We start from the raw sequence: 23,618 nt of genomic DNA on the forward strand, positions 1-23,618 counted from the left end.
GAGAAAGCTTCGACAGCACCATCATCACCGGCTTCCGCTAACAACCACGGGCCCGACAAAGCGCCCACGAGCAACGCGCCGACCTGTCGGATCACCGCCCCACCCACAAAGATTCGGAACCGGCGCAGAACCGGAACGGATTCGCCAGGCGAATCACGACCCGAATCCACGGCAGAGGTGTGCCGATGATCGCCCGAGGGCGGCGGTAGTGCCGCCCTCGGGGTTCGATCGGGTATCAGCGGCGGGGTTCGATCTTCAGGTCGCCGCGGGTCAACGCGCGGGTCGTGTCGCGGGCGAGCATGTCGTGCGGGAAGCCCAGCTCGATCGCGCTGGCCTCGTCGAGGCGGGCCAGTTGGGAGGCGGTGAAGTCGACCTCCAGGGCACCCAGGTTGTCCTCCAGCTGCGCGGGGGTGCGCGCGCCGATGATCGGTGCCGTCACGCCCGGGTTCTGCAGGGTCCAGGCCAGCCCGACCTGGGCGGGTGTGCGGCCCAGCTCCGTGGCGACCTCCTTCACGACGTCCACGATGGCGAGGTTGCGTTCGGTGAGCACGCCGTTGGCGATGGTGACGCTCTTGCGGGTGCCGTCGTCGAATGCGGCGTTCGCCGCGGTCAGGTCGTCGCGGCTGTACTTGCCGGTGAGCACCCCGCCGGCCAGCGGCGACCACGAGGTCACCCCCAACCCCATCTCGCGTGCCATGGGGATCAGGTCACGTTCCCCGGTACGTTCGATCAGGTTGTGTTCGATCTGCAGCGCGACCAGCGGCGACCAGCCGCGCAGGTCGGCGATCGCCTGCATGCGCGACACCTGCCAGGCCGGGACGTTGGAGATCGCCACGTACAAGACCTTGCCCTGCCGGACCAGATCGTCCATGCCGCGCAGGATCTCCTCGACCGGCGTCGTGAAATCCCACAGGTGCAGGTAGAGCAGATCGATGTAGTCCGTATTCAGCTGTCGCAGACTGGTTTCCACCGAGGCGAACAAGGTCTTGCGATGATTGCCCCCGGAATTCGGATCACCGGGCCGGCGCAGCGTCGAGTATTTCGTTGCCAGCACCAGGCTTTCGCGGTTGTCGCGGGTGAATTCGCCCAGCAGGCGCTCGGAGCTGCCATTGGTGTAGGTGCTGGCGGTGTCGATGAAGTTGCCGCCGCGCTCGACGTAGAGGTCGAACAGCTCGCGCGCCTCGTCCTGCTCGGCGCCCCAGCCCCACTCGGTGCCGAAGGTCGCCGCGCCCAGCGCCAGCGGTGAGACCCGCAGCCCGGAGCGGCCCAGCAGCCGGTAGGTGTCGAGGGTGAGCGACATCTCGTCCTCCTGTGCTTGTGATCCGTTGTCGAAAACGAGTCTGTGCCCACCGCGAGCCGGGGATAAGGGAAAGAATTTCCTGGGAACGCCAGTCCTACCCTGGCGGTAGGATCGAACATGATGACCCGCACCGTGGACACGACACAGGAGCTGGCCGCGTTCCTGCGGTCCAGGCGCGAACGCCTGGACCCGCACGATTTCGGTCTGCCGTCGCGTCGGCAGGCCCGGCGGACTCCGGGATTGCGCCGCGAAGAGGTCGCCGAACTGGCCGGGGTCAGCATCGACTACATCGTGCGGCTGGAACAGGGCCGCGGGCTGCGGCCCTCAGCGGACGTGGTGGAGGCGCTGGCCCAGGCGCTGCGCCTGGCCCCCGACGAACGCGCCTATCTCTTCGACCTGGCCCAGCAGCGCCCCCGCAACGCCGACAAGCCCGCCACCACTGCAGCGCCGCCGCTGGCCCGGCTGGTCGCCGACCTGTCGCCGCTGCCGGCCATGCTGATGAACCACCGCTACGACATCCTGGCCTGGAACGGCGAAATGGCGCGGCTGCTACTGGATTTCGACACCCTGCCGCCGCAGCAGCGCAATATGATGTGGCTGTGCCTGATGCATCCGGAGATGCGTGAGTTCTATGCCGACCGCGAACGCGTCGTGCGGGAGGGGATCGCCCACCTGCGCGCTGCGTGGGCCGCGCATCCGGAGGATCAGGCGTTGACCGACCTCATCGCCGAATTCACCAATCGTGACGAGGAATTCGCGCGATTGTGGGCGGAGCGAGACGTCAAGGTCAACGGCCGCGGGCGCAAGGTGATGCGGCATCCTGCCGTCGGTGCGATCGCAGTGCATTTCGAAGTGCTCATGCCACTTGAAGATCTGGACCAGCGGTTGGTGATCTACCGCGCCGCGGACGATGAGAGCCAGTCGGCATTGGACCGGTTGTGCGCACGGTGATGCCGAACCGTCCATTCGTGCACTGAGTCGAACCGTCATTCCGGCTCCGTCGTCACCGAAATCGAACCTGTGCCCAGGCAGGTCCACAAGAGACGCAAATCAGCGAAACCTCAGGAACCGCAGGACAACCTGGTGCAGCTCACCGTGGTAGTCAGCCGTAGTACGACGCGGCCCAGGACATCACGGTCCGCCGCCATCCTCCCGTGGTCTCGAGGAACTCCTCGAAGCCGAGCACATCACGTCCCTTGCCGGGCTGCCGGTAGCCGTCGAAAGCAGCGGTTCCACTTCGAGCACGACACCGGGCCCCCTCCGATTGAAGCCATCGGAGAGCAAGCAGTCCAAGACTTTCCCGACTGCGAGCGGTAGGCGCTTCTCACCGCAGGCCCACGTGCGGCCGATGGTGCCAGTGAGGCGCCACATACCGCACAATGGGGCCACCTTGGCCTTCTGGAGGGTGAGTGGAGTTCAGGCAAGCGGAGCAGTTCCTGGCCGTGGTGGAGCACGGTGGGCTGGTGCACGCCGCCGCAGCGCTCCACATTGCGCAGCCCTCGCTGTCGCAGACGATCAGGACCCTTGAGCGCGAGCTGAAGGCTCCGCTGTTCCACCGGGTCGGCCGCGGACTGGTGCTCACGTCGGCCGGCGAAGCGCTCGTGAAACCGGCACGCCAGTTGCTGCGAGACCTCGCCACCGCGCGCGCCTCGGTTGCCGAGGTCGCCGGCATTCGCGGTGGGCAGCTGGACATCGCGGCCATGGGTGGACCGCTGGAGTTCATCCTCCCCGCAGTCGGGTCCTTCCGGCGGCGCCACCCGGAGGTCTTCGTCCGCCTGGAGAGCCCGTCGATGGAGTCCGAGCTCCTGCACCAGGTTCGCCAGGGGCACAGCGAGCTCGGTTTCACCCCGCCGCTCGCGGACGAAGATCCGCACCAGCACCAGGGCTTGGAGATGACTACCTTCCCGCCGACGCCGCTGATGCTCGTGCTCCCACCAGACGCGGACCCGGATCTACCGGATCCGCTGCCGATCGAGCAGATCCCCGACATTCCGACCACGGCGATTCCCGGCGGTGCCTACGCGCGATCCGTCGTCGAAACCGCTCTGCGGAATGCACGGGTGCAAACGCGGCTCGCGGTGGTGACTGCGCACCGCAACACCCAGACATCGTTGGTCCTTCGCGGCATCGGCATGGCTTTCACCACGCGGGAACAAGCCGTGCGGGCGCGGGAGCACGGTGCGCTGATCAGGCATCTGGACCCTCCTATCGCGCTGACGAACTGCGCGGTCAGAAGGCCCGCACCGCTCTCTCCCGCGGCCCGGATCTTCCTCGCCCTCGCCTCGGAATGCCTGGTGGATCGGGCTCGCTGAGCGCGGGATCACTACCGGACTGCTGCTCCGTCGAGGTCGGCACAGCTCGCCCGGCCGCGAAGTCCGCCGTGCTCAACTGCTCAGGAGAACCGCATTCCGGTCTTGCGCGACCCTGTTCGGCGCAGTGTGAACAGCCACTCACGCAGGAAGTTGTGGTGCATGCGCCACGGTGCGGCACTGCCTTGTTTCGGCATCACGGCGGTGCCGCGCCGGGCGTAGCCCGACGTGAGGTCGAAGAGCGGGGACCGGCCCGACGCTTTCGGTCGTAACGGGATGCAGGTCCGCAGTCCCCGGCGGCGCATGTGGTTGAGCAGGTGGCAGACGTAGCGCGCCACGAGCTCGGCGCGCAGCGTCCAGGACGAGTTGATGTATCCGATGGTGAAGGCGAAGTTCGGCACCCCGGAAAGCATCATCCCCTTGTACGCCACCGCCTCCGGAATGTTGACCTCGACGCCGTCGACCGTCAGGTGCATGCCGCCGACAGCAAGCATGTTCAGCCCCGTCGCGGTGACGATCACGTCGGCTTCGAGGAACTCACCGGAGCGCAACTCGATTCCTGCTTCAGCGAAGGCGTGGATGTGATCGGTGACGACGGATGCTCGTTCTTCGCGAACGGCGGCGAAGAAGTCTCCGTCCGGCACGAGGCACAGCCGTTGATCCCACGGGTCGTAACGGGGGGTGAAGTGGGTGTCGATGTCGTATCCGCCGGGGAGCTGCATCTCCACGCCCTTGCGCAACAGCGCCTTCATCCGCTCGGGCGCCCGTCGCGCCTTCTGGTAGTTGTAGGAGTTCGTCGCGATGCTCTTCCACCGCACGATCGGGTCCGCCAGCGATGCGGGCGCTGTCCGGCGCACCCGAGCTGCGAAAGGATCCGTCTCCGGACGGGTGACCAGGTACGTCGGTGAGCGCTGCAGCATCGTCACGTGGCTCGCTGTTTCAGCCATCGCTGGAACCAGCGTGACCGCAGTCGCGCCGCTACCGATCACCACGACTCGGTTGCCCACGTAGTCGAGGTCTTCGGGCCACAGCTGCGGGTGCACCACCTGTCCGGAGAACCGGTCGATGCCGCGGAAGTCCGGCGTGTATCCCTGCTCGTAGTCGTAGTACCCGGAGCATGTGAACAAGAAGGAGCAGCTGACCTCGACCTCCTCGCCGTCGGTGACCCGACGCGCTCGAACCGTCCACCGCGCGTCGTCGCTCGACCAGTCGGCCTCGATCACCCGATGCCCGAAGCGGATGTGCCGGTCCACTCCGTGCTCGGAAGCGGTATCCGCCACGTACGAGCGGATCTCTGATCCACCGGCGATGGACTTCGACCTGTCCCACGGCCGGAAGGAGTAGCCGAGGGTGGACATGTCCGAGTCCGAACGAATGCCCGGATAGCGGAACAGGTCCCAGGTGCCGCCGATCGCGTCCCGTCCTTCCAGAACCGTGAACGTCATCGCCGGGCAGTGCTTCTGCAGATGACAGGCAGCACCCACGCCGGACAAGCCGGCCCCGACGATCACCACGTCGACATGCTCAACAGACATGACACTCCTGCGGCTTTCTTGGTCGATGCTGGACTCGAGTTCCGCGGAGTTGCGACACAACTCCGGGCCTCGGCTCTCGATCCACCTTCAGGCCGAGGATTCGATCGAGAATCAGGCCGAGGATTCGATCGAGAACCGCCGGACAACAGCAGGTTGATCTCCAATGGCTCCTGCCCGTCTCCCGGTGACTGCGCTGACCGGAGAGCGGGACATCGGGTGTGCCTAAGCACTTCCAGTGAACGACGCGAGCAGTGGACCGAACAACAGCGAGATGCCGAAGAGCCGTATCGGTCGTGCTTATGCATTCCGCTGTGCGGGCAGGGCGGTCGGAGGCTGGACGCCCAGCCGGGCGGCGTCCCGCTGCGGTCTCATGAAGATGGCGGCGACCGCGCCACCCACCAGCATGATCCCCGCGGCGACCGCGAAGGCGGTGTGGAAACCGGTCACGGGATCCGCAGCGGCGGAGACGATGCGACCGGTGACGTAGGGGGCGAGGATTCCGGCGCTGGTCTGCAACGCCACGTGCATGCCGAGTGCACCGCCGCGCTGTGCCACCGGGACGATCTCGCCGATGGCCGGCGGAGTCGCGGCGGTGATGGCGACCCCCAGCTGCAGACCGACCGCCACGAGCACGAGGTGCCAGACACCCCCGATCTGGAGGCCCACCAGCAGCGTGAGCGCCGCGAGAATCGCGGCACCGCCGCCCACGCCCCCGCGTGCCCACCGGCTGGAGCCCCCTCGCGCCATCAGCACGTGCGCAAGCAGCCCTTGACCGAAGAGCGCACCGGCCCCGATCAGTGCGGTCAGCGCGACCACGTTGCCCGCCGCCAACGTGCCGTACCCGAGTCCTTCTTCCAGATAGACCGGGAGCCAGGTCACGGTGACCGCAATCCCCCAGTACACCGCGAAGGTGCCGATGGTGGCGCCCAACCAGGTCCCGCTGGTGAAGACCCGGCGGTACGGCACCCGGAACCCGTCCTCGACCGCAGCGCCCTCCTGGTCGCGCCTCGACGGCTGAGCCCCGGTGAACGGCCCCTCCGCCCCGAAGAGCCACCAGACCACGACCCATACCAGCCCGATGATGCCCATCGCCCCGAAGGCCCACCGCCAGCCGAAGGTCGCGGTGACCCACGCCAGCCCTGGAGCAGCGACGACGACACCGAGCGAAGCGCCCACCAGAAACACCGAGTTCGGCATGTTGCGCTTCGTGTCGGGGAACCACTTCATCAGCCCGTGCAACGCGACCGGCGCCGCGGGCCCCTCCGCAGCACCGAGCACGACACGGCACGCGATCAGCACTGCGAAACCCGTGCTGAACAGCATGGGGAGCTGCGTCAACGACCAGATCACCGCCATGCCGGCCATCAGCCACTTGGCCTTGACCCGGTTCGCGAGGAAACCGCCGAATGCGCCGGAGATGCTGAACAGGAAGTAGATAGCGCTCGCCGCCAGCCCGTACTGGGCCGGGCTGAGGCCCATCTCCCGCATCATCGGGGCGGCGGTGAGGCCGAGCACCGCCTTGTCACCCCAGTTGATCAGGAAGAACACGAACAGCAGCGCGGTGATCGTCCACGCTCGACGCGGTTGGTAGCGCGGCTCGCTCACCTCCGGGTCCACGCCCTCCACGACAGGAGTCGTCCCGATATTTCTTCTGTGCGCCATTTCCACTCCTCGAGCCCTGCGTGCATCCGGGAAAAGTGGTCGGATTCCGGGCGTCCCGGTATTTGCTGTGACCCACAGCAAACGAGGTCCACTCCCCTTCGACCAAGCCCGGGAATCCGAAGGGATCTAGAGGGAAACGTGATGAGTTGCGGTAAACAACCATGAGCGGCTCCCGAACACGAAGCCAGCGCGGAACCGCCGACGTGCCATCGACTGATGACGGTGCTTCGACAACGCTGGCCAGGACCTGCCCGCGATCTCGTCCAAGTCAAGGAGCGCGACGTCGCCAGGACTACCTGTTCTCGTCGCCGTCGTGGGGCCACGCGTGCACCTGAGCGCGCTGTGCGAGCGTCAAGAACGCTCTCGACGGCGCGGTGAGGGTGGACTTGCGGAACACGAAACCGAAGTCCTGGACCAGCGGCGGTTCGGTGAGCCGGACCACCGCGCCCTCCTTGGCGGCCGACCTCGCGACGCCCGGCGGCAGGAAGGCAGCACCGGCGCCATCGAGCACCAGGTCGGGTAGCACCGCTGGGACTCCCGCCTCCACCATCACCTTCGGCTTGACCTTCAGCTCCGCGCAAGTCGCCTCGACCAGGTCGCGGACGACATCACCGGGCGGTCCGGCCACCAACGGGATGTCTCCCAGCGACGACAGTGGCACCACCTGCCGCTCGCGCAGCGGTGTGTCCGGAGGTAGGACCAGCAGCAGGTCACGCCGGCCCAGCGCTATCGAGGTGAGACCGGATCTGGAGACGGGTAGGGAGCACAACGCGACCTCGCACTCCGCAACTCGCACCCGCTCCGCCGCCGCCTCGGAGTCATCGGCGTGGAGCACGTTGACCCACACCGCGGCGTGACGTGCCCGGAACGCGGCCACGAAGTCCGCCAGCGGATCGACGGCGAGGTCCTCGGTGACGGCGATGTCGAGCCGGCCCTCCTCCAGTTGCTGGATCCGGCGTACCGCGTCGGAGGCTTCCAGCGCGGACTGCTGCACCTGCCGCGCCGGACCGAGCAACGCCTGCCCGGCGGCGGACAGCTGCAGCGCCCGGCCTACGCGGTGGAACAGTTCCGTGCCCAGCTCCCGCTCAAGACTCCGGATGGTCTGCGAAAGCGAGGGTTGCGAGACGTAGAGAGCCGCGGCTGCCCGAGTCACGCTGCCGTGGTCGACAACGGCGAGAAAGCAGCGCAGCTGCCGGGCGTCCATGGCGGGACGATAACAGCAATCCCCGCAATTTCAGGCCTTCAGGGACGCGGACACCTGCAGAGCGGTCGAGCGGGTCTTCTCTCCCGGCGCCAACGCCTTCCGCAGCGGCACATCAGCGTGGATCACGACTCCATTCGCTGGGCCTATGCGAACGGCTGGAAGAACGACTTTGACTCGATCAACGACCGGGACGAGTCTGCCAATGCATCGCGTCCGCACGGATTCGAGTTTCGAGGGAGACCGCAATGCCGACGAATCACGACGTCGCCAACCAGGTTCCAGCACTGGTGGACTACAACGTCGCCGATGATGTCCCGTTGGTCGAAGGCTTGCAGCGCGAGAGTGCCGATTGGGCCGCTGAGGAACTCCAGTCCCTGGGCGAGTTGGCGGGAAGCGAGCAGGCCCAGGAGTGGGGCCGACTCGCGAACGAGTGCCCACCGGTCCTGCACACCCACGACACGGTCGGCAATCGGCTCGACGAGGTCGAGTTCCACCCGCATTACCACTCCCTCATGGCCACGGCAGCCGAACGAGGGCTCAACGCCGCGGCATGGCTGCAGCAAACGCCCGGCGCCCATGCGGCGAGGATCGCGAAAGCCTTCGTCTGGGCCCAGACCGACGCCGGTCACATGTGCCCGACCAACATGAGTTACAGCGCGGTACCCGCACTCCGCGACTCCCCCGAAATCGTCGCGCGATACGAGAAGCAGCTCGGGTCGCCGCTCTACGATCCGAAACCAGGCCCGCTGTCGACAAAGCAGAGCCTGGTCTTCGGCATGTCCATGACCGAGAAACAAGGCGGCTCCGACCTACGCGCGAACACCACAACCGCAACGCCGACAGCGGATGGAACGTATCGGATCACGGGCCACAAGTGGTTCACGTCCGCTCCCATGTGCGATGCGTTCCTGGCGGTTGCGCAGACCACCAGCGGGTTGTCCTGCTTCCTCCTGCCGCGCATCCTCCCCGACGGTTCGCGCAACGGCATTCACTTCCAGCGGCTCAAGAGCAAGCTGGGCAACCGATCGAATGCATCCGCCGAGGTCGAGTACGACCAGGCCGTGGGCGAACTCATCGGCGAAGAGGGCCGAGGGATCCGCACGATCATGCAGATGGTGAACTACAGCCGCCTCGGCTGTTTGCTGATGAGCGCTGCCTTCATGCGCAAGGGCCTCGTGCGCGCCATGCACCACGCACGGCATCGCAAGGCTTTCGGAAGCCCCCTGGTCGAGACCCCGTTGATGGGGAACGTGTTGTCCGATCTCGCACTCGAGTCCGAGGCGGCGATCACGGTCATGATGAGGCTCGCGGGGGCGACGGACCGCGCCAACGAGGGCAACGAGGACGAGGCCGAGTTCCGCCGGCTCGGGTTGGCGGTCAGCAAGTACTGGGTGTGCAAGCGTGCCCAGCACGTCGTCGGTGAAGCGCTCGAATGCCTCGGCGGGAACGGCTACGTCGAGGACTCGGGGATGCCGCGGCTGTACCGCGAGGCGCCGCTGCAGTCGGTGTGGGAGGGAGCCGGCAACGTCGCGGCGTTGGACGTCTTGCGCGCGATCAAGAAGTCGCCCGAGTCCCTGGATGCATTCCTGTCCGAGGTCAAACTCGCGCAGGGCTCCGATCCGCGGCTCGATGCCGCTGTGCTTTCGCTGACCGAGCTCCTCGGTGACACCGAGAACCTCGAATTCGGCGCTCGTCGCCTGGTCGAGCGGATGGCCCTGGTACTGCAAGGTTCGCTGCTCGTCCGGTTCTCCGATCCGGCTGTGGCGGATGCGTTCTGCGCCTCGCGCCTGGATGGAGATTGGGGCGCCGTGTTCGGCACGCTCGGCCGCACGGCGGACACCAGGACGATCCTCGAGCGCGTGCCGACCTACGACGTCTGACCGGTTCGCCGCCGGGGGAACTGCGCCACGTGCCACCGGAAGGGCAGCTATCCGCGGAATTCGCGCGGACGAGGGCGGAGCCGGGAACGATCCGGCTCCGCCGCTGATCAGTTCCGGCGGAGCAAGGCCACGGCCAGTCCGGCGCGCTCCCGCACCAACTGGTGGACCAGCTCCACGTCTTGTTCCTGCCCCGCCATCGCACCCGCCCTGATCCGCGAGTACACGCCCTGCAAAATGCAGGCACCCTTCCACAACGCGAACGCCACGTAGTAGTCCAGATCGGACAGATCCGCGCCGGAACACCTGCTGTAGTGGCCGGCCATCGCGTCCGCATCCGGCATGCCGGGCACGAAGACGACCGGAGGCTGCACCGCACCGCATACCCGCATTGCGTAGGTACGCCGCGAAAGCATGTCCGATTCCCCCTTCGGACGCAGTTGATCACACAGCGTCCGATGCCATCACTCACGGTGCCCATCCCGCCGGAACTCCGCCCGCCGTGTCGAGCTGGAAACACCGCTCGCTACGCAGTCCCCGTACGCGGTCCAGCGGCCGGCGGCGGCCCGTGCAGGCGGCCGGCGGCACCACAGAACACCGCATCCCTCGCCGACCACCACATTCACGAGGGGATTGACGATCAGGCATGACGACCGCAGCGGGTACCCTCACCGAAGAACTCTACGACCTGCGGAGTTGAACCTTCCCCGATGGCGAAATCCAAGCGCAGGCGCGATCCGGACGAGCGGCCGCGACCCCAGGTGAAGCCCTTTGTCTGGGTCGCGGCCGTGCTCGGTGCTCTTGCGGTGGCGCTGGCAGCCGTGGCGATCCCGCTCAACGCCGCGGTATTCGGGATGCCGCTGGCTTTGGCGTTCCTGCTCGGCACCGCCCAAGCCGGATCGATCGGCATCGTGCTTTTCTACCCGCGGGTTGCAACCGCCATCTCCTGTTCAGCCGTGTTCCTGCTCGCGATGGCTGCCCGGAGCGACGATCCCGCAGCCATCTGGCCGGTCTCGGTGACGACGCTGATCGGCCAAGCGCTGCTGATCAGCGCACTCGGCGTGAACCAGGCATGGTCGGCCGGCCTGCGGTGCTGGCTCGGTGGTGTCGCGGCAGCTATCGGAGCTGCCCTACTCGCACCGCAAAGCGTGCCGGCGAATGCTGTGGCGGGAAACCTCTATCTGTTCGGCGCGGTCACCGGTGGTGCGCTCGGCGCCACGCTGGTGGTGCGGCAGTGGCGGCAGATCTCCTCGCAGCTGGTGCAGGAACGCAGGCTCAGCGCCGACGAACACGCCAAGCGGGTGATAGCCGAGGAGAAGACGCGGATTGCCCGCGAGCTGCACGACGTGATCGCGCACAGCATGTCGCTCATCAACGTGCAGGCGACCACTGCGCAGTACCGGCACCCAGGCCTCGATCCACTGCTCGCCGCGGAGTTCGACGAGATGGCGGCGGCGTCGCGGCAGGCGTTGCGCGAGATGCGCAGTGTGCTGGGGGTGCTGCGCGACGGCCAGACCGGCGGCGAGCTGGTTCCGCAGCCCGGCCTGGCCCGCATTCCAGAACTGATCGACGGCGCCGGCCGCGCGGGCGTGGACGTTTCGGCGCACGGAACGGAGTTGCTGGAAGACCGAACCGGCAGCGAAATCGTGGGCGTCGCAGCGTTTCGCATCGTGCAGGAAGCGTTGAGCAACGTGACCCGGCACGCCCCTGGCGCGCGCACCGAGGTGCGTTTCGCCTGCTCCGGCGGTGAGCTGACGATCATCGTGCGCAACGGCGCCCCGGGCCGGGAGGTGAACCCGGTGCAGGGCGGTGGGCACGGTCTCGTCGGCATGCAAGAGCGGGCCGCGGTCGTCAACGGAAGTGTCCACTTCGGGCATGTCGATGACGGTGGCTACGAAGTGCGAGCGGTTCTTCCACTGGACCAACTGGGCAACGATTCACAGGAGCGGGAAAACCAGTGACCATCAAGGTGATCGTCGTCGACGACCAGGCAATGGTGCGGGCCGGGTTCGCCGCTCTGCTCGACGCCCAGCCCGACATAGAGGTGGTCGGCGAGGCGGACAACGGCGCCCGCGCGATCGAAATCGCCCACACCCGCCACCCGGACGTCGTCGTGATGGACGTGCGGATGCCGGTGCTCAACGGGATCGACACGACGCGGCAGCTGATGCACCCGCCCGCGACCGTCGAACACGTGCCCCGCGTGCTGATGCTGACCACATTCGACATCGACGACTACGTGTACGACGCGATCCGGGCGGGGGCCAGCGGCTTCCTGCTCAAGGATGCGCTACCTGCCGATCTGGTTTCGGCAGTGCGCGTGGTTGCCGGTGGCGAGGCACTGCTGGCGCCCACGGTGACGCGCCGGATGATCGAGCACTTCGCCCGGTCGGCCCCGCCGCGCCAGGCCACGGCACCGCGGTTGTCGGCGCTCACCGAGCGGGAGCGCGAGGTACTAGTCCTTGTGGCGCAAGGCCTTTCGAACACCGAGATCGCCGGCGCGTTGTTCATCTCCGAGCAGACCGTGAAAAGCCACGTCAGTCGCATCATCGGCAAGTTGGAGATCCGGGACCGGGTGCAGGCTGTCATCGTCGCCTACGAATGCGGTCTGGTCTCCGCCACCGGCACATGATGTGCGAAGGGCTCCAGTACCGGGGATGGAGTGGTCGTCCCGACCCCCTACCGCGGTAGGGGTCTTGAATGCGCTCCCAGGACGGACGCGATCACGGCTGCTGAATTCATACGCTTTCCCGGTCCGGAATTCGTCCGGACTTTTTCACGGGAGAAGCGACAGTGGCCACTCCGCGCACACCTTTTGCACCGGCACCGGCACCGGCACCGGCACCGACCGCCGGTCCGGGACCATCCCGCGACCGGGTTCTCGACCTGGTCCGATCCGCTTGCCTGGTGGTCGTTGTCGTCCTGCACGCCATGATGGCGGGCATCGAGACCGGCCCGTCGGGTATTCAGATCACGAATGCCCTGGAGAACCAGCGATGGTTCACCCCGATCTCCTGGATCATCCAGGTAATGCCCCTGTTCTTCGTTGTCGGCGGATTCGCCGGCATCACGCAGTGGCGCCGAATGCGCGACGCCGGTGCGACGCCGGCCGATTTCGTCCGGACCCGCCTCACCCGGCTCGCCCGGCCCACGCTTGCCGCCTTCGCGGCGATCGCAGGCGCGCTGGCGGTGGCGAGCGCGGCCGGGGTCTCGCCGGACCTGCTCGCACAAGTCGGATTCCGGATGAGCCAGCCGATGTGGTTCATCGGCGTCTACCTGGGGACTTCGGCACTGGTCCCGCTGCTGTGCCGGCAGCACGAGCGAGCGCCGCGGGCAACGCTGGCGCTGCTCGTCTCGTTCGCACTCGGTGTCGATCTGCTGTCGATCGCCACCGCTTCGCCGGAGATCGGGTTCTGCAATCTCGCGTTCGTCTGGCTGGCCATCCAGCAGATCGGTTTCTGGTATGCCGACGGCCGGTTCCGGTTCCGGTCGAACGGTCAGCTGCTGGGTGTGGCGTTCGGCGCGTTCGTGTTACTGCTGACCAACACGGCCGCCGGCCCCTACCCGGCCGACATGCTGGCCAACCTCAACCCACCGACCATCAACCTGGTGCTGCTCGGCGTTGTCCAGATATGCCTGCTGTCGCTCATCACCCCACGCCTCGCGGTCCTCATGAGCCGACCAGGCCTGCGCACGCTCGTCGACACGATCGGCAAGCATTCGCTGACCATCTACCTCTGGCACATGCCCGCCCTGGTGCTGCTCGCTGCCATGCTGCTGGTGATGGGAGTCCCGTGGCCGGAGCCGCTCGGCGCCGCGTGGTGGCTGACCCGGGGCGTGTGGCTGGCCGGGATCGCACTGGTCCTCATCCCGCTCGCCGTTTGGTTGGGCCGGTTCGAGCGAGGGACCACCGGGTCTCCTCGTCGCGCGCCCGGATTCGCCGCAGCCGGTGTGGTCATCGCCATCGCGGGCATCGTCACGGTACTGGCCGCAGGATTCACGGTCAGCTCAGCAACAAGCTCTGCGCTCCTGCTCCTGGTAGCGCTATGCCTGCAACAATCCCCGGGACCGATGCTGCGTTCGCTGCTCTCCAGGAACTTGGGGCCGAGCGTGCGGAGATCGTTTTCGTCCCGGTCGCGCGGCCACAGGGGTGAGGTCGTACTCCGGCACGTACCGCATGAATGCGTGCACAACCGCGATCAGACCGACGCCGCCGGCCAGGACGAGTCCGCCAGACAGCAACGTGAGCCGAGCCCGGACGCTCAACCAGATCCGCACCGGGCGCCCGCGATGCAGTAGCCAACGCCGGGCGCAGCAGCGGCGGATTCCCAAGTCGTCCAAGAACGAACGGCGTGTCCTCGACGAGGTCGAACGACGGTTGCGGGACGAAGATCCCGGCTTCGCGGTGCTCTGCCTGTTCCTGAAAGACGGCGCCGGCATCATCACGGCAGCATCGCTCGCCGCGGTGCTGCCGGCGTTCGCCGGCTGGACCTTCCAGGCGTAGAACGACGATGCCCAGGACGCGTCGCTCAGTCCTCGGTCGGCGGGGAGCCGAAGCTCTGCAGCCCTCGTTGTCGCGTCATGAGCAGGTACACCCCGATGGCGCAGAGCGCGATGAACCCCGCGATGTAGACCATCACCTCGGTGAAACCCGCGATGATGGCCTCGCGCCCGGTGGCGCCGGAGGAGCGCAGGACGCCCACGATGATCGGCACCACGACGCCCAGGCCCAGGCCCATGCCGAGCTGCCCGACCGCGGGTTTGACCGCACCGACCGAGCCGACCATCTCCTTCGGCGCGGCCGACATGATCACCGCCGATTCGGAGTTCTGCGCCCACATGATCCCGAAACCGACGATGAACGCGCACCCGGCGAAGTACCACGATCCAGTCGTCGTGCGGACCAGCCCGAGCAGCATGATCCCGAACGCGATCGTGAGCAGTCCGCTGGTGAAGATCGTGCGAGCGCTCAGGTGCAGGCGCTTCTGCGCCTCGCCGGCCGCGAGCGTGCCGAACAGCATTCCCACCGACATGACGGTCAAGGCGATCGAGACGACGAACGCGCTGCGGCCCAGCACGCTCTCCAGCACGGTGGGCAACTGCGTCGCGATCACGCCGTTGGCGAAGTTGAACGCGATCCCCACCACGCAGGCCGAGGCGAACGCGGGGACCGCGAACAGCCGGATCGGGAAGCCGGGCTGCGAACTGCGCGCCTCCCAGAGCGCGAACGAGGCCAGCAGCGCCACCGCCAGCACCAGCCCGCCCAGCACCACGGGACTGCCCCAGCCGAGCTCTCCCGCCAGCGTGAACCCGCCGATGAGGCAGATCAGCGCCACGGCGGCGAGGACGACGCCGACGGCGTCGAACCGCCGCGGGTGCGCCGCCGATCAGCGCGTACGCGCGCCGGTGGTGGCTGCCGGCCACCTTCGCCGGCCACCGCTGCGGAACGGGGGTGTCGGCCTTGCCGGGCGAGGACATCCCGCTCACGCCCGGTAGGTGCGGCGACCGTCGAGGTAGGTCGCGTGGACCGGGATGTCGCCGATCTCGCCCGGTGGCACGGCGTGCGGGTCGGCGTCCAGCACGACCAGGTCGGCGCGCTTGCCGACCTCCAGCGAGCCCACGTCCCGCTCGGCGAACAGCTGCCAGGCGGCGTCGATGGTTTCGGCGCGCAACGCCTGCTCGACCGTGGTCCGGTACTGCGGTCCGATGACGCGACCGCTGCGGCTGGTGCGGGTGACGGCGACCTGGACGTTGCGCAGCGGTTCCGGGGGTGTGACCGGGGAATCGTTGTGGAACGAGATCGGCACGCCCGCCTCGATCGCGGCGCCCGCGCAGGTCCACGACTCGGCGCGCGACCCGAACAGCCCGTCCACGAGCACGTCTCCCCAGTAGTACAGGTGGTCGACGAACAGGCTGCAGGTGACGCCCAGCCCGGCCGCGCGCCGGTACTGCTCGGGTGTCATGGCGCCGCAGTGCTCCAGCCGCAAACGCGCGTCCGTGCGCGCCGGATTGGCAGCGAGCGCCTCGCCGAACACGTCCAGCACCATCTCGACCGCCTCATCGCCGTGCACGTGGCAGGCGATCTGCCAGCCCAGCGGGAAGTAGGCGTCGACGATCTCGGTGAGCTGCTGCCGGCTGTAGTTGGCGCCGCCGCGGTGGCCCGGCGAAAGCCCCATCGAACGGGTTTGCGGCGTGTCCAGGTAGGGGAAGCTGGTGGCGATGTTGCCGACCCAGGGGGACCCGTCGGCCCAGATCTTGATCCCGATCTGCTGGAACAGCAGGTCCTCGGCGTCTTCGCCCGGGGTCACGTCGGTGCGTTTCTCGGGGACGCTCACCTCGTAGACGCGCATCCGCACCTTCGCCGCGCCGGAGCGGTAGAAGGCCTGGACGTGCTCGCGGGCGTCCCGGCGGAACCCGAGGTCGGCGACGGTGGTGATGCCGACCTGCGCGAGCCGGTCGTGCTCGCGGCGCATCAGCACGCCGAAGTTGTGCTCGTCGGGCGGGCGGATCGCGCCGCCGAGCACCATCGCGGTCGCCGGCGCCTCGAACGCCGCGCCGGTGGGGTTGCCCGCGTCGTCGCGTTCGAACCTGGAACCGACCGGATCGGGGGTGTCCCTGGTGATTCCGGCGCGCTCGATCGCCTTGGTGTTGCCCCACGCGCTGTGCCCGCTGTTGTGCATCACCGAAAGCGGGTTGTCGGGAGAGAGCTCGTCGAGGAGTTCCCGGCTGATCTTCGGCAGGCCCTCCTGCAGCAGCGGATCCCAGCCGAACGCCCCCAGCCAGGCGCCGGGTTCGGCGGCGGCTATCGCCTCCCGCAACCGGGACAGCGCTTCCCCTGCGGTCGCGCAGGTCACCGGGCGGATGTCCAGGATGTCCGGTCCGGTGATGACCATTTCGAGGGTGGGGTGCCCGTGCGCCTCGACGAAGCCCGGCAGCACGGTCCGCCCGTCGAGCCGGACCTCCTCGGTGCCCGGTCCGCACCACCGCCGGATCTCCTCGTCCGCGCCGACCGCGAGGATCCGGCCGTCGGCGACCGCGAGCGCGCTCGCGCGCGGGTGGTCGCGCGTCATGGTGAGCACGTTCCCGCCGGTCAGCGCAAGTTCTGCTTCGGGCGCCATCGTCGCCACCTCTCCCGGTGTGGATTCGGACCACCGTCGATCCTGTGCGTCTACCAGCCGCCTCGCACGGCGGAGCGCGACTTCCGCGCGATCTGCATCGAGTGTTGCGTTCGCGGGGCTGGTGGGGCTGGCCGTGCGCATGAGCACGTGGGCTCGCGCATCGCGGGAGTCCACATCGGATTCCCGAATCACTCCACAACGGACAGATACCGATGAGAAGAGGGCCCCGACGGGGGCCCTCTTCTCAGCTCTCCGAGCGTGCTTGCTTCCGGGGCAGTTCTATCGCCAGATAGACCACAAGCCCCACGAGCAGGCCGACCACGGCGTCCGAGAACGACGGCGCGACCACATGCACGAGCAGGGCGACGACCGCACCTGCCGCCCATGCGATGAACGCGGTCGGGCGGAACCTGGTCTCGGCACGGCCGGCGAGGCGGCTGCGGAGGATGATCTGATCCGCGATGAGCACCGCTCCGAGCGGCGGCACCAGAACGCCGAGGATCGACAGCCAGTTCACGAAGTAGTTCCAGGCGCCGAGCAGCGCCACGATCACGCCGATCACGCCGAGGACCAGCGTGAGGAGCCGCATCTTGGAGCCGACCAGGTGCGACCAGCCCAGCGCCCCGTTGTAGAGGCAGTGGGTGCAGACCGAACCCAGGTTGATCACCACGAACACGACGACGAGAACGTTGAGGACGGGGCTCCCCACGCCGGTGAGGATGGGCGTGAAGTCACCACCGGCCGTTTCGGCTGCGGTGATCGCGCCGGCGGCGACGAGGATGCCGCCGCTGAGCTGCGCGACGAGGCTCGCCACGGGGAACGCCGTGGCCGTGGCCCACACGGCCTGGCGGCCGTTCTTCGACCACCGGGTGAAGTCGGCCGTCATGGTGCCGGAGTCGGCGAAGGTCGCCATGATCGTGGTGACCGCCACCCCGAACGTCATGGCGCCGCCGCCGGCCCCGCGGAATTCGGTGATCTGCCCGAAGTCGCCGTTGTTCGCCGCGACGACCATGGCGGTCCCGGCCGCGATGATGAACAGCGGCGCCGCGATCGCCCCGAGCCAGGAGAGCGCCTTGATGCCGAGGTAGGTGACGGCGATGAAGACGACGCCTGCCGCGCCGGCGACGAGGGTCTCGTTCCAGCCGAACGCCTCGTTGAGGCTCGCCCCGGTCGCGCCCGTGTTGAAGGCGAACCAGCCGACGACCACTGTGGACAGAAAGCCGGAGGCGATCGCGTATCCGGCGGTTCCGAAGGTCTCGGTCGCCTGGAGCGAGAAGCTCTTGCCGGTCTGCCCGGCTCGGTAGCTGAGCAGGCTCACATAGGCGAACATGATCAGGTTGGCCACCACGATCGCGGCCAGTCCTCGCCAGAAGCCGAGCAGGGCGACCACGAGGCCACCGGGCACAGCGTTGGTGAGGATCATGGGGAATCCGAACCAAACGGCCGAAACCGTCAAGAGCGATTTCCGGTGGGACGGCGGAACCGGGCTGTGCTCGAACTCGGACTCGAGTCCGGCGCCGGCGTGGGCGTCTTGCGCTGTTTCCGATGGCTTTGTCATGTCCGCGGCTCAGATTTCCGTGCGGGAGAACGGTTCGGCGAGCTTCTCGGCGAGGGCGATGATCGCCTTCTCGAAGACCTCGGCCGGCGGATTGGTGATGCCGGCGCCGATCATGCCGATGCCGGCTTCCTTGTGCGCGATGGCGGTGTTGATGACCGGCAGGATCCCGGTGTCGAGCACCTTGCGGACGTCGATCGCGGTGGGAAGCCCTTGGAAGCCGAGCGACGGGATCGTCAGGTTCGGGTTCTCGGCCGTGGTGATCTGGCCCATGTCCCGGGTGTAGGCGACGGCCTCCTCGACGGTGCCGCCGACCAGGGCGACGATCGCCGGGGCGGCCGCCATCGCGAAGCCGCCGAAGCCGCAGGTCTCGGAGATGGCGGAGTCGCCGATGTCGAGACCGGCGTCTTCGGGCTTGTACCCGGCGAACATCGGGCCGACGACCTTCTGGGCCGGGCCGGTGAGCCAGTGGTTGCCGGGCAGGCCGCTGACCCGCAGCCCGAACTCGACCCCGTTGCGCGCCATCGTGGTGACCACTGTGGAGCCTTCGATGCCGTGCGCGGCGTCCATCGCGGCCTTGGCCATCGCCAGCCAGGTCGGGCCGGAGAAGTAGTCGGAGCTGGCGATGAAGTCGAAGACCTCCTACTTCTGCTCCGTGGTGAAGCTCGTGCGCAGCAGCGACGGCGCCAGCGCCTGGAACAGCAGCAGGGTTCCGGCGTTGTTGCGGTTGTGCGCCTCGTCGCCCATGTGCAGCGCCTGCGCCAGCAGCAGGCGCAGGTCGATCGGCCCGCCGATTTCCATGGCTTCCTTGAGCATCGGGCCGAGCACGTCGCGCATCCAGATCAGGCGCTCGACGACGCTCTCGTCGTTGGCGCCCATCCGGAGGATCTTGGCCATCTGCTCCGACAGGTTGGTGTAGGAGTAGTTGCCGTGCGTCTCGTTGTGCACGATGTGCATGTACATCGACGCGGAGGTGACGCCCGCCATCGAGCCGACGCAGTCGTGCTCGTGGCACGGCGAGAAGTCGATCCGCCCGGATGCGGCGACCCGCTCCGCCTCCGCCAGGTCCGCGGCGAGCCCCTCGAACACGAGCGCGCCCATCACGGCGCCCTTCATCGGGCCGGACATCCGCTCGAACTCGATCGGCGGGCCGGCGTGGATGATGGTGGTCGGCGTCATCCCGGGAACGACGTCGATGGCCCGGCCGAAGCCGACGAGCATCGGCTTGGCGTTCATGACCCGCTCGGCCGCCTCGGCGTTCGCCTGCTCGATCTTCGCGGCGATCTCGGGGCGCTCCAGCACGTCGAGAGCGGCGATCACCTCGGGCTTGCCGTTCCCGGGCGGAGTCCAGTCGAGCGTCGTGACGGCGCCGCCCTGCGCCGCGATGTCGTCGGCGAACATCGCCAGGCCGACGTTGACGACGTTGAGATCGCTGCCGAACAGCTGCGTGGTGGGAGTGCTCATGCGTTGGCGTCCTTCCGGATGATGGCGCGGGCGAACTGCCCGGTTTCGGTGCTGCTGCGGGTGACGGTGACCCCGGCGGCTTCGAGGGCGGCCACCTGCGCGGCCAGCGACGGCGTGTCGATGTCGGTGCCGAGCACGTACCCGACGATCTCCAGGTGGCGGCCGGCGTCGGCGGCGATCCGCTTGGCCTCGGCGATGGCCGGCAGGGTGACGCCGACCGGGTCCTCGTGCGAGCCGAAGCCGAGCACGAAGTCCATGACGATCGCGGCGACGGTCGGATCCGCGGCCTCCCGGACCAGGCGCTCCAGCCGCAGCGACGGGTCGATCATCGGGTGCGGGCGGCCGTTGGTGAACTCGTCGTCGCCGAAGTCCAGGAACGTGTGGCCGGTGCTGGTGTCCGCGGCGCGCAGGACGAAGTCCGCGTTCTTCTGGATGTTGCTGAAGACCTCTTCGCCGTCATCGAGCAGCGCGTACATCGACTCGTCGCACAGCGTGCCGCCGCAGAACAGGCCGCGCACGAAGCGCTGGTCCGATCCGAGCTTGCCGCGCACCTCGGCCACGCGGGCGGTGTCGAGCTCCGGCACCACCGCGTCCGGGACGGCCGAGAGGCGGACCGCCTGCAGCGCCGCGTCCTGGCTGCTCGACGCGAAGTGGCCTCCGGCGGCGGTCACGGCCTGCTCGGAACCACCGATGAAGTACACGACGACGGGCTTGCCTGCCGTCGCGATCTCCGCGAGGCCCTTCTTCTCCACCTCGGGCGCCGGGGGCTTGGACACCAGCACGATGGCTTCGGTCTGCGGGTCCTGGGCGAGGGCGCGGATGCCGTCGATCATCATGATGCCGCCGACCTCGGCGGACAGGTCGCGGCCGCCGGTGCCGATGAGCTGCGAGATCCCGCCGCCGAGCGCGTGGATGCGCACGCTCACCTCCTGCGAACCCGTGCCGGAGGCGGCGACGATGCCGATCGTGCCGGGGCGGACCGCGTTGGCGAAGCAGAGCCCGACGTTGTTGATGATGGCCGTGCCGCAGTCGGGGCCCATCATCAGCAGGCCCTTCTCGTGGGCCAGGGTCTTCAGCTCGATCTCGTCCTCGACGCTGACGTTGTCGCTGAACATCAGCACGTGCAGGTCGTTCTCCAGCGCCTTGCGCGCCTCACGCGCCGCGTACGCGCCGTTCACGGCGAGGACCGCGAGGTTCGCGTTCGGCTCACCGGCGGCCGCCGAGGCGATCGTGCGGTAGGTGATCGCCGCCTGGCCGCCGGCCGGCGCCTTGCGGGTGAGCAGGTCCTCGATCTGGCCGATCACGCCGTCGGTGTCCACTCCCTCGGCGGTAACGGCGACGATCATGAGGTCGCCGTTGCCCGCGGCCGCCAGCTCCGGCGTGAGCAGGTCCAGGTTCTTCAGCACTCCCTTGTTCATCTCGGTCGCCATCGCCACGAAGGCCTGCTCCACCCCGTCGATCTGGTTCGCCTTCGTCGAGATCGACATCAGCGACACCGAGTCGAAGTAGGTGTTCTCCTTGATCACTGCCGTGACAGTCACATGAAACCTCTCAGTTCTTCTTCCAGGCGGAGCCCGGCCAGCAGGCCGGACAGGATGTCGGTTCCGGATGTGTGGCCGATGCCCAGCACCGGCGTCGCATGAATCCGGAGCTGCACCTCCAGCTGCCCGTCGCCGCGCGGGTCCGGGGCGAGCAGGACGTGCAGGAGTTCGAGCAGGCATTGCCGTGCGCGCCCGCGAAGCGCCTCGCGAAGCGTGGTGCGGCTCAGGAGGGTGGTCCGCTCCGGGTCGTCGTCGAGGACCCGTCCGATGACGGGAGTGATCCAGGACAGGCGGCTGCGTGGCTGCGCCGCCAGCAGAGCCATGCCGGTGAGGAAGTCGTCTCCGGCCGGGGTCAACCCGGGTCCGAGACCGAGCAGGCTGGTCGCAGCGGCGGCCACGGCCGGTGCATCCCGGCGACGAATGGCGGTGACCAGCGCGGTGCACGCGTGCGCCAACTGGTTCCGGATCTCGGCCTCGAACACCGTGACCGCCTCGCCGTGCGCCCGCGCTCCTCCGCGGACGCCTTGGACGTCGAGCAACGATGCGAGCGCCTTCGAACGTCTTCCCAGCTCTAACAGGCCAAGATCAACAGGAACAAGATTTGTATACCATTTGACCGCTTTGGAAAGCTGGACAACCCTCGGAGCGCGCCCCGGGAACATGATCGCCGCCGACGACAGCCGGACGTCATCGCCCGTGGAGAGCCGCCAGTTCGTCCAATGTGGAACATCGGCCCGCACGCTCCACGGCGCATCGTCCAGCTCGCTCGCGCACAGCGCAATAAGCCTTCCGTCGCCGGAAATCACGTTGACCACGCGGTTGAAGACCGAATGCACGCGACCCGGCCCGGGATGTGCGACGAGGTGATCGACAGCCTCCGCGTCGATCGAAAGCGCGCACGCAGTGGCGCGGAGCGTGATTGTCGAAATCACCCCTGCCTGCCTCCTCGGAAGTCGCCGCGTCGCGAAGCCTGCCGAAAATGGTATACCATCGATATCCGCGACAACAGTTCGCGTGAATCGCAGCTCAAGGCATCGAAGGAGACACAGGCATGCGAGTTGTTGTGGCACTGGGCGGCAACGCCCTGGCCCGCCGCGGGGAGCCGATGACGGCCGACCGGCTGCGGGCCAACGTGAAGTCGACCTGCCAGGCGCTGGCCGGGTTAGCGCGCGAGAACGAGGTCGTCATCACGCACGGGAACGGTCCGCAGGTCGGGCTCCTGGCGCTGCAGAACCTCGCCTACCAGGACGTCGCCGCCTACCCGCTGGACATCCTCGGCGCCGAAACCCAGGGCATGATCGGGTACGTCATCCAGCAGGAGCTCACGAACGCCCTCGCCGGCGAACGCGAGGTCGCGGCCGTGCTCACGACGACGGTCGTGGACGAAGACGACCCGGCCTTCGACCGGCCGACGAAGCTGATCGGCCCGACCTACTCCGCGCAGGACGCGGCGGAAGCCGCGGCCGAGTACCGCTGGACGATCGCCCGCGATGGCGCCACCTTCCGGCGAGTCGTCCCGTCGCCCAACCCGGTTCGCGTCATGCAGGCACCGACCGTCCGGCTGCTCCTGGAGAACGACCGCCTCGTGGTGTGCGTCGGTGGCGGCGGCGTACCCGTCAAGGCCGACCAGAAGGGGCGCCAGACGGGCATGCAGGCGGTGGTCGACAAGGATCTCGCGAGCGCCGCGCTGGCCGCCGAGCTCGAAGCCGACACGCTCATCATGCTCACCGACGGCGACTACGTCAGTGAGAACTGGGGAACGCCCGAACAGCGCAACATCCTCACCGCCTCGGCAGACGCGATCTCGGCGATCACGTTCGCCGAAGGCTCGATGCAGCCGAAGGTCGACGCCGCGATCCGCGTGGCGCGGGCCGGCGGCCGCGCGTTGATCGGCCCGCTCGACCGGCTCGACGATCTGCTGGCCCGCAAGGTCGGCACCGAGATCCGCGGCGACGTGGCCGAAGGCATCGTCTACGCCTAGCGAGGACGGCGCGGGGGCCCGGCCGCGTCCGGGCCCCGTAGGCACAGATCACCACGACCTGAACGGTCGGGC

18 protein-coding genes and 1 pseudogene are annotated in these 23,618 nt (G+C 68.0%); 8 read left to right on the forward strand and 11 right to left on the reverse strand.

Annotated features, from left to right (window positions below):
• Positions 1 to 235: 235 nt before the first annotated feature.
• Positions 236 to 1,300, reverse strand: coding sequence for an aldo/keto reductase (locus AB0I53_RS09155; RefSeq protein WP_358598885.1), 1,065 nt, complete (start codon positions 1,298 to 1,300; stop codon positions 236 to 238).
• A gap of 117 nt (positions 1,301 to 1,417) precedes the next feature.
• Here AB0I53_RS09155 and AB0I53_RS09160 point away from each other — a divergent pair, with 117 nt between their 5' ends.
• Positions 1,418 to 2,251, forward strand: coding sequence for a helix-turn-helix transcriptional regulator (locus AB0I53_RS09160; RefSeq protein WP_358598888.1), 834 nt, complete (start codon positions 1,418 to 1,420; stop codon positions 2,249 to 2,251).
• A gap of 458 nt (positions 2,252 to 2,709) precedes the next feature.
• The gene (locus AB0I53_RS09165) at positions 2,710 to 3,612 is read left to right on the forward strand and encodes a LysR family transcriptional regulator (protein ID WP_358598891.1); all 903 of its coding nucleotides are present in this window, start codon (positions 2,710 to 2,712) and stop codon (positions 3,610 to 3,612) included.
• Between the two features lie 80 nt (positions 3,613 to 3,692).
• Here the strand turns inward: AB0I53_RS09165 and AB0I53_RS09170 are convergent, their stop codons facing one another.
• From AB0I53_RS09170 to AB0I53_RS09180, 3 genes are all read right to left on the reverse strand, one after another.
• The gene (locus tag AB0I53_RS09170; RefSeq protein WP_358598894.1) at positions 3,693 to 5,144 is read right to left on the reverse strand and encodes an NAD(P)/FAD-dependent oxidoreductase; all 1,452 of its coding nucleotides are present in this window, start codon (positions 5,142 to 5,144) and stop codon (positions 3,693 to 3,695) included.
• Positions 5,145 to 5,441: 297 nt separating this feature from the next.
• Positions 5,442 to 6,806: an MFS transporter gene (locus tag AB0I53_RS09175; RefSeq protein ID WP_358598897.1), complete on the reverse strand. Its 1,365-nt coding sequence runs from the start codon at positions 6,804 to 6,806 to the stop codon at positions 5,442 to 5,444.
• A gap of 292 nt (positions 6,807 to 7,098) precedes the next feature.
• Positions 7,099 to 8,010, reverse strand: coding sequence for a LysR substrate-binding domain-containing protein (locus tag AB0I53_RS09180; protein ID WP_358598899.1), 912 nt, complete (start codon positions 8,008 to 8,010; stop codon positions 7,099 to 7,101).
• Between the two features lie 245 nt (positions 8,011 to 8,255).
• Between AB0I53_RS09180 and AB0I53_RS09185 the strand changes: the two genes are divergently transcribed.
• Complete coding sequence (locus AB0I53_RS09185) at positions 8,256 to 9,890, forward strand: acyl-CoA dehydrogenase family protein (RefSeq protein WP_358598902.1); 1,635 nt, start codon at positions 8,256 to 8,258, stop codon at positions 9,888 to 9,890.
• 107 nt (positions 9,891 to 9,997) lie between these two features.
• Here AB0I53_RS09185 and AB0I53_RS09190 read toward each other — a convergent pair whose 3' ends face one another.
• Positions 9,998 to 10,303, reverse strand: coding sequence for a hypothetical protein (locus tag AB0I53_RS09190; protein WP_358598905.1), 306 nt, complete (start codon positions 10,301 to 10,303; stop codon positions 9,998 to 10,000).
• Positions 10,304 to 10,597: 294 nt separating this feature from the next.
• On the opposite strand from AB0I53_RS09190, the gene AB0I53_RS09195 reads away from it, so the two are divergent.
• The 4 genes from AB0I53_RS09195 to AB0I53_RS09210 all read left to right on the forward strand — a co-directional run bounded on the left by AB0I53_RS09195 (position 10,598) and on the right by AB0I53_RS09210 (position 14,391).
• Positions 10,598 to 11,848: a histidine kinase gene (locus AB0I53_RS09195; RefSeq protein WP_358598907.1), complete on the forward strand. Its 1,251-nt coding sequence runs from the start codon at positions 10,598 to 10,600 to the stop codon at positions 11,846 to 11,848.
• Positions 11,845 to 12,519 carry a response regulator transcription factor gene (locus AB0I53_RS09200; protein ID WP_358598910.1) on the forward strand — a complete coding sequence of 225 codons (675 nt, stop codon included), beginning with the start codon at positions 11,845 to 11,847 and terminating at the stop codon, positions 12,517 to 12,519. The genes AB0I53_RS09195 and AB0I53_RS09200 overlap by 4 nt, the downstream gene beginning before the upstream one ends.
• Before the next feature lie 161 nt (positions 12,520 to 12,680).
• Positions 12,681 to 14,186, forward strand: a complete 1,506-nt coding sequence (locus AB0I53_RS09205; protein ID WP_358598913.1) for an acyltransferase — start codon at positions 12,681 to 12,683, stop codon at positions 14,184 to 14,186.
• 79 nt (positions 14,187 to 14,265) lie between these two features.
• A complete protein-coding gene (locus AB0I53_RS09210; RefSeq protein WP_358598916.1) occupies positions 14,266 to 14,391 on the forward strand; it encodes a hypothetical protein in 126 nt (41 codons plus the stop codon).
• Positions 14,392 to 14,416: 25 nt separating this feature from the next.
• On the opposite strand, the gene AB0I53_RS09215 is transcribed toward AB0I53_RS09210, so the two are convergent.
• The 6 genes and pseudogenes from AB0I53_RS09215 to AB0I53_RS09240 all read right to left on the reverse strand — a co-directional run bounded on the left by AB0I53_RS09215 (position 14,417) and on the right by AB0I53_RS09240 (position 22,635).
• On the reverse strand, positions 14,417 to 15,223 hold the full coding sequence (locus tag AB0I53_RS09215) for an MFS transporter (protein ID WP_358598919.1): 807 nt from the start codon (positions 15,221 to 15,223) through the stop codon (positions 14,417 to 14,419).
• A 147-nt stretch (positions 15,224 to 15,370) separates the two neighbouring features.
• Positions 15,371 to 17,005, reverse strand: coding sequence for an amidohydrolase (locus AB0I53_RS09220; protein WP_358598921.1), 1,635 nt, complete (start codon positions 17,003 to 17,005; stop codon positions 15,371 to 15,373).
• Positions 17,006 to 17,249: 244 nt separating this feature from the next.
• Positions 17,250 to 18,563, reverse strand: a complete 1,314-nt coding sequence (locus AB0I53_RS09225; protein ID WP_358598923.1) for a cytosine permease — start codon at positions 18,561 to 18,563, stop codon at positions 17,250 to 17,252.
• 9 nt (positions 18,564 to 18,572) lie between these two features.
• Positions 18,573 to 20,024: pseudogene (locus AB0I53_RS09230) on the reverse strand (DUF1116 domain-containing protein).
• The gene (fdrA, locus tag AB0I53_RS09235; RefSeq protein WP_358598926.1) at positions 20,021 to 21,565 is read right to left on the reverse strand and encodes an acyl-CoA synthetase FdrA; all 1,545 of its coding nucleotides are present in this window, start codon (positions 21,563 to 21,565) and stop codon (positions 20,021 to 20,023) included. The pseudogene AB0I53_RS09230 and the gene fdrA overlap by 4 nt, the downstream one beginning before the upstream one ends.
• On the reverse strand, positions 21,562 to 22,635 hold the full coding sequence (locus AB0I53_RS09240) for a DUF2877 domain-containing protein (protein ID WP_358598929.1): 1,074 nt from the start codon (positions 22,633 to 22,635) through the stop codon (positions 21,562 to 21,564). Before AB0I53_RS09240 ends, fdrA begins: the two co-directional genes overlap by 4 nt.
• Here AB0I53_RS09240 and AB0I53_RS09245 point away from each other — a divergent pair.
• Positions 22,617 to 23,546 (forward strand): carbamate kinase, encoded by a 930-nt coding sequence (locus tag AB0I53_RS09245; protein ID WP_358598932.1) that lies wholly within the window; start codon positions 22,617 to 22,619, stop codon positions 23,544 to 23,546. The genes AB0I53_RS09240 and AB0I53_RS09245 overlap by 19 nt on opposite strands.
• Positions 23,547 to 23,618 lie beyond the last annotated feature (72 nt).

Source organism: Saccharopolyspora sp. NPDC050389, assembly GCF_040655595.1.
Lineage (GTDB): Bacteria > Actinomycetota > Actinomycetes > Mycobacteriales > Pseudonocardiaceae > Saccharopolyspora.

Coding starts and splice junctions, on each gene's coding strand:
- AB0I53_RS09155 (WP_358598885.1), bottom strand. CDS start 1,300: ATGTCGCTCACCCTCGACACCTACCGGCTGCTGGGCCGCTCCGGGCTG.
- AB0I53_RS09160 (WP_358598888.1), top strand. CDS start 1,418: ATGATGACCCGCACCGTGGACACGACACAGGAGCTGGCCGCGTTCCTG.
- AB0I53_RS09170 (WP_358598894.1), bottom strand. CDS start 5,144: ATGTCTGTTGAGCATGTCGACGTGGTGATCGTCGGGGCCGGCTTGTCC.
- AB0I53_RS09175 (WP_358598897.1), bottom strand. CDS start 6,806: ATGGCGCACAGAAGAAATATCGGGACGACTCCTGTCGTGGAGGGCGTG.
- AB0I53_RS09180 (WP_358598899.1), bottom strand. CDS start 8,010: ATGGACGCCCGGCAGCTGCGCTGCTTTCTCGCCGTTGTCGACCACGGC.
- AB0I53_RS09185 (WP_358598902.1), top strand. CDS start 8,256: ATGCCGACGAATCACGACGTCGCCAACCAGGTTCCAGCACTGGTGGAC.
- AB0I53_RS09190 (WP_358598905.1), bottom strand. CDS start 10,303: ATGCTTTCGCGGCGTACCTACGCAATGCGGGTATGCGGTGCGGTGCAG.
- AB0I53_RS09195 (WP_358598907.1), top strand. CDS start 10,598: ATGGCGAAATCCAAGCGCAGGCGCGATCCGGACGAGCGGCCGCGACCC.
- AB0I53_RS09220 (WP_358598921.1), bottom strand. CDS start 17,005: ATGGCGCCCGAAGCAGAACTTGCGCTGACCGGCGGGAACGTGCTCACC.
- AB0I53_RS09225 (WP_358598923.1), bottom strand. CDS start 18,563: ATGACAAAGCCATCGGAAACAGCGCAAGACGCCCACGCCGGCGCCGGA.
- AB0I53_RS09245 (WP_358598932.1), top strand. CDS start 22,617: ATGCGAGTTGTTGTGGCACTGGGCGGCAACGCCCTGGCCCGCCGCGGG.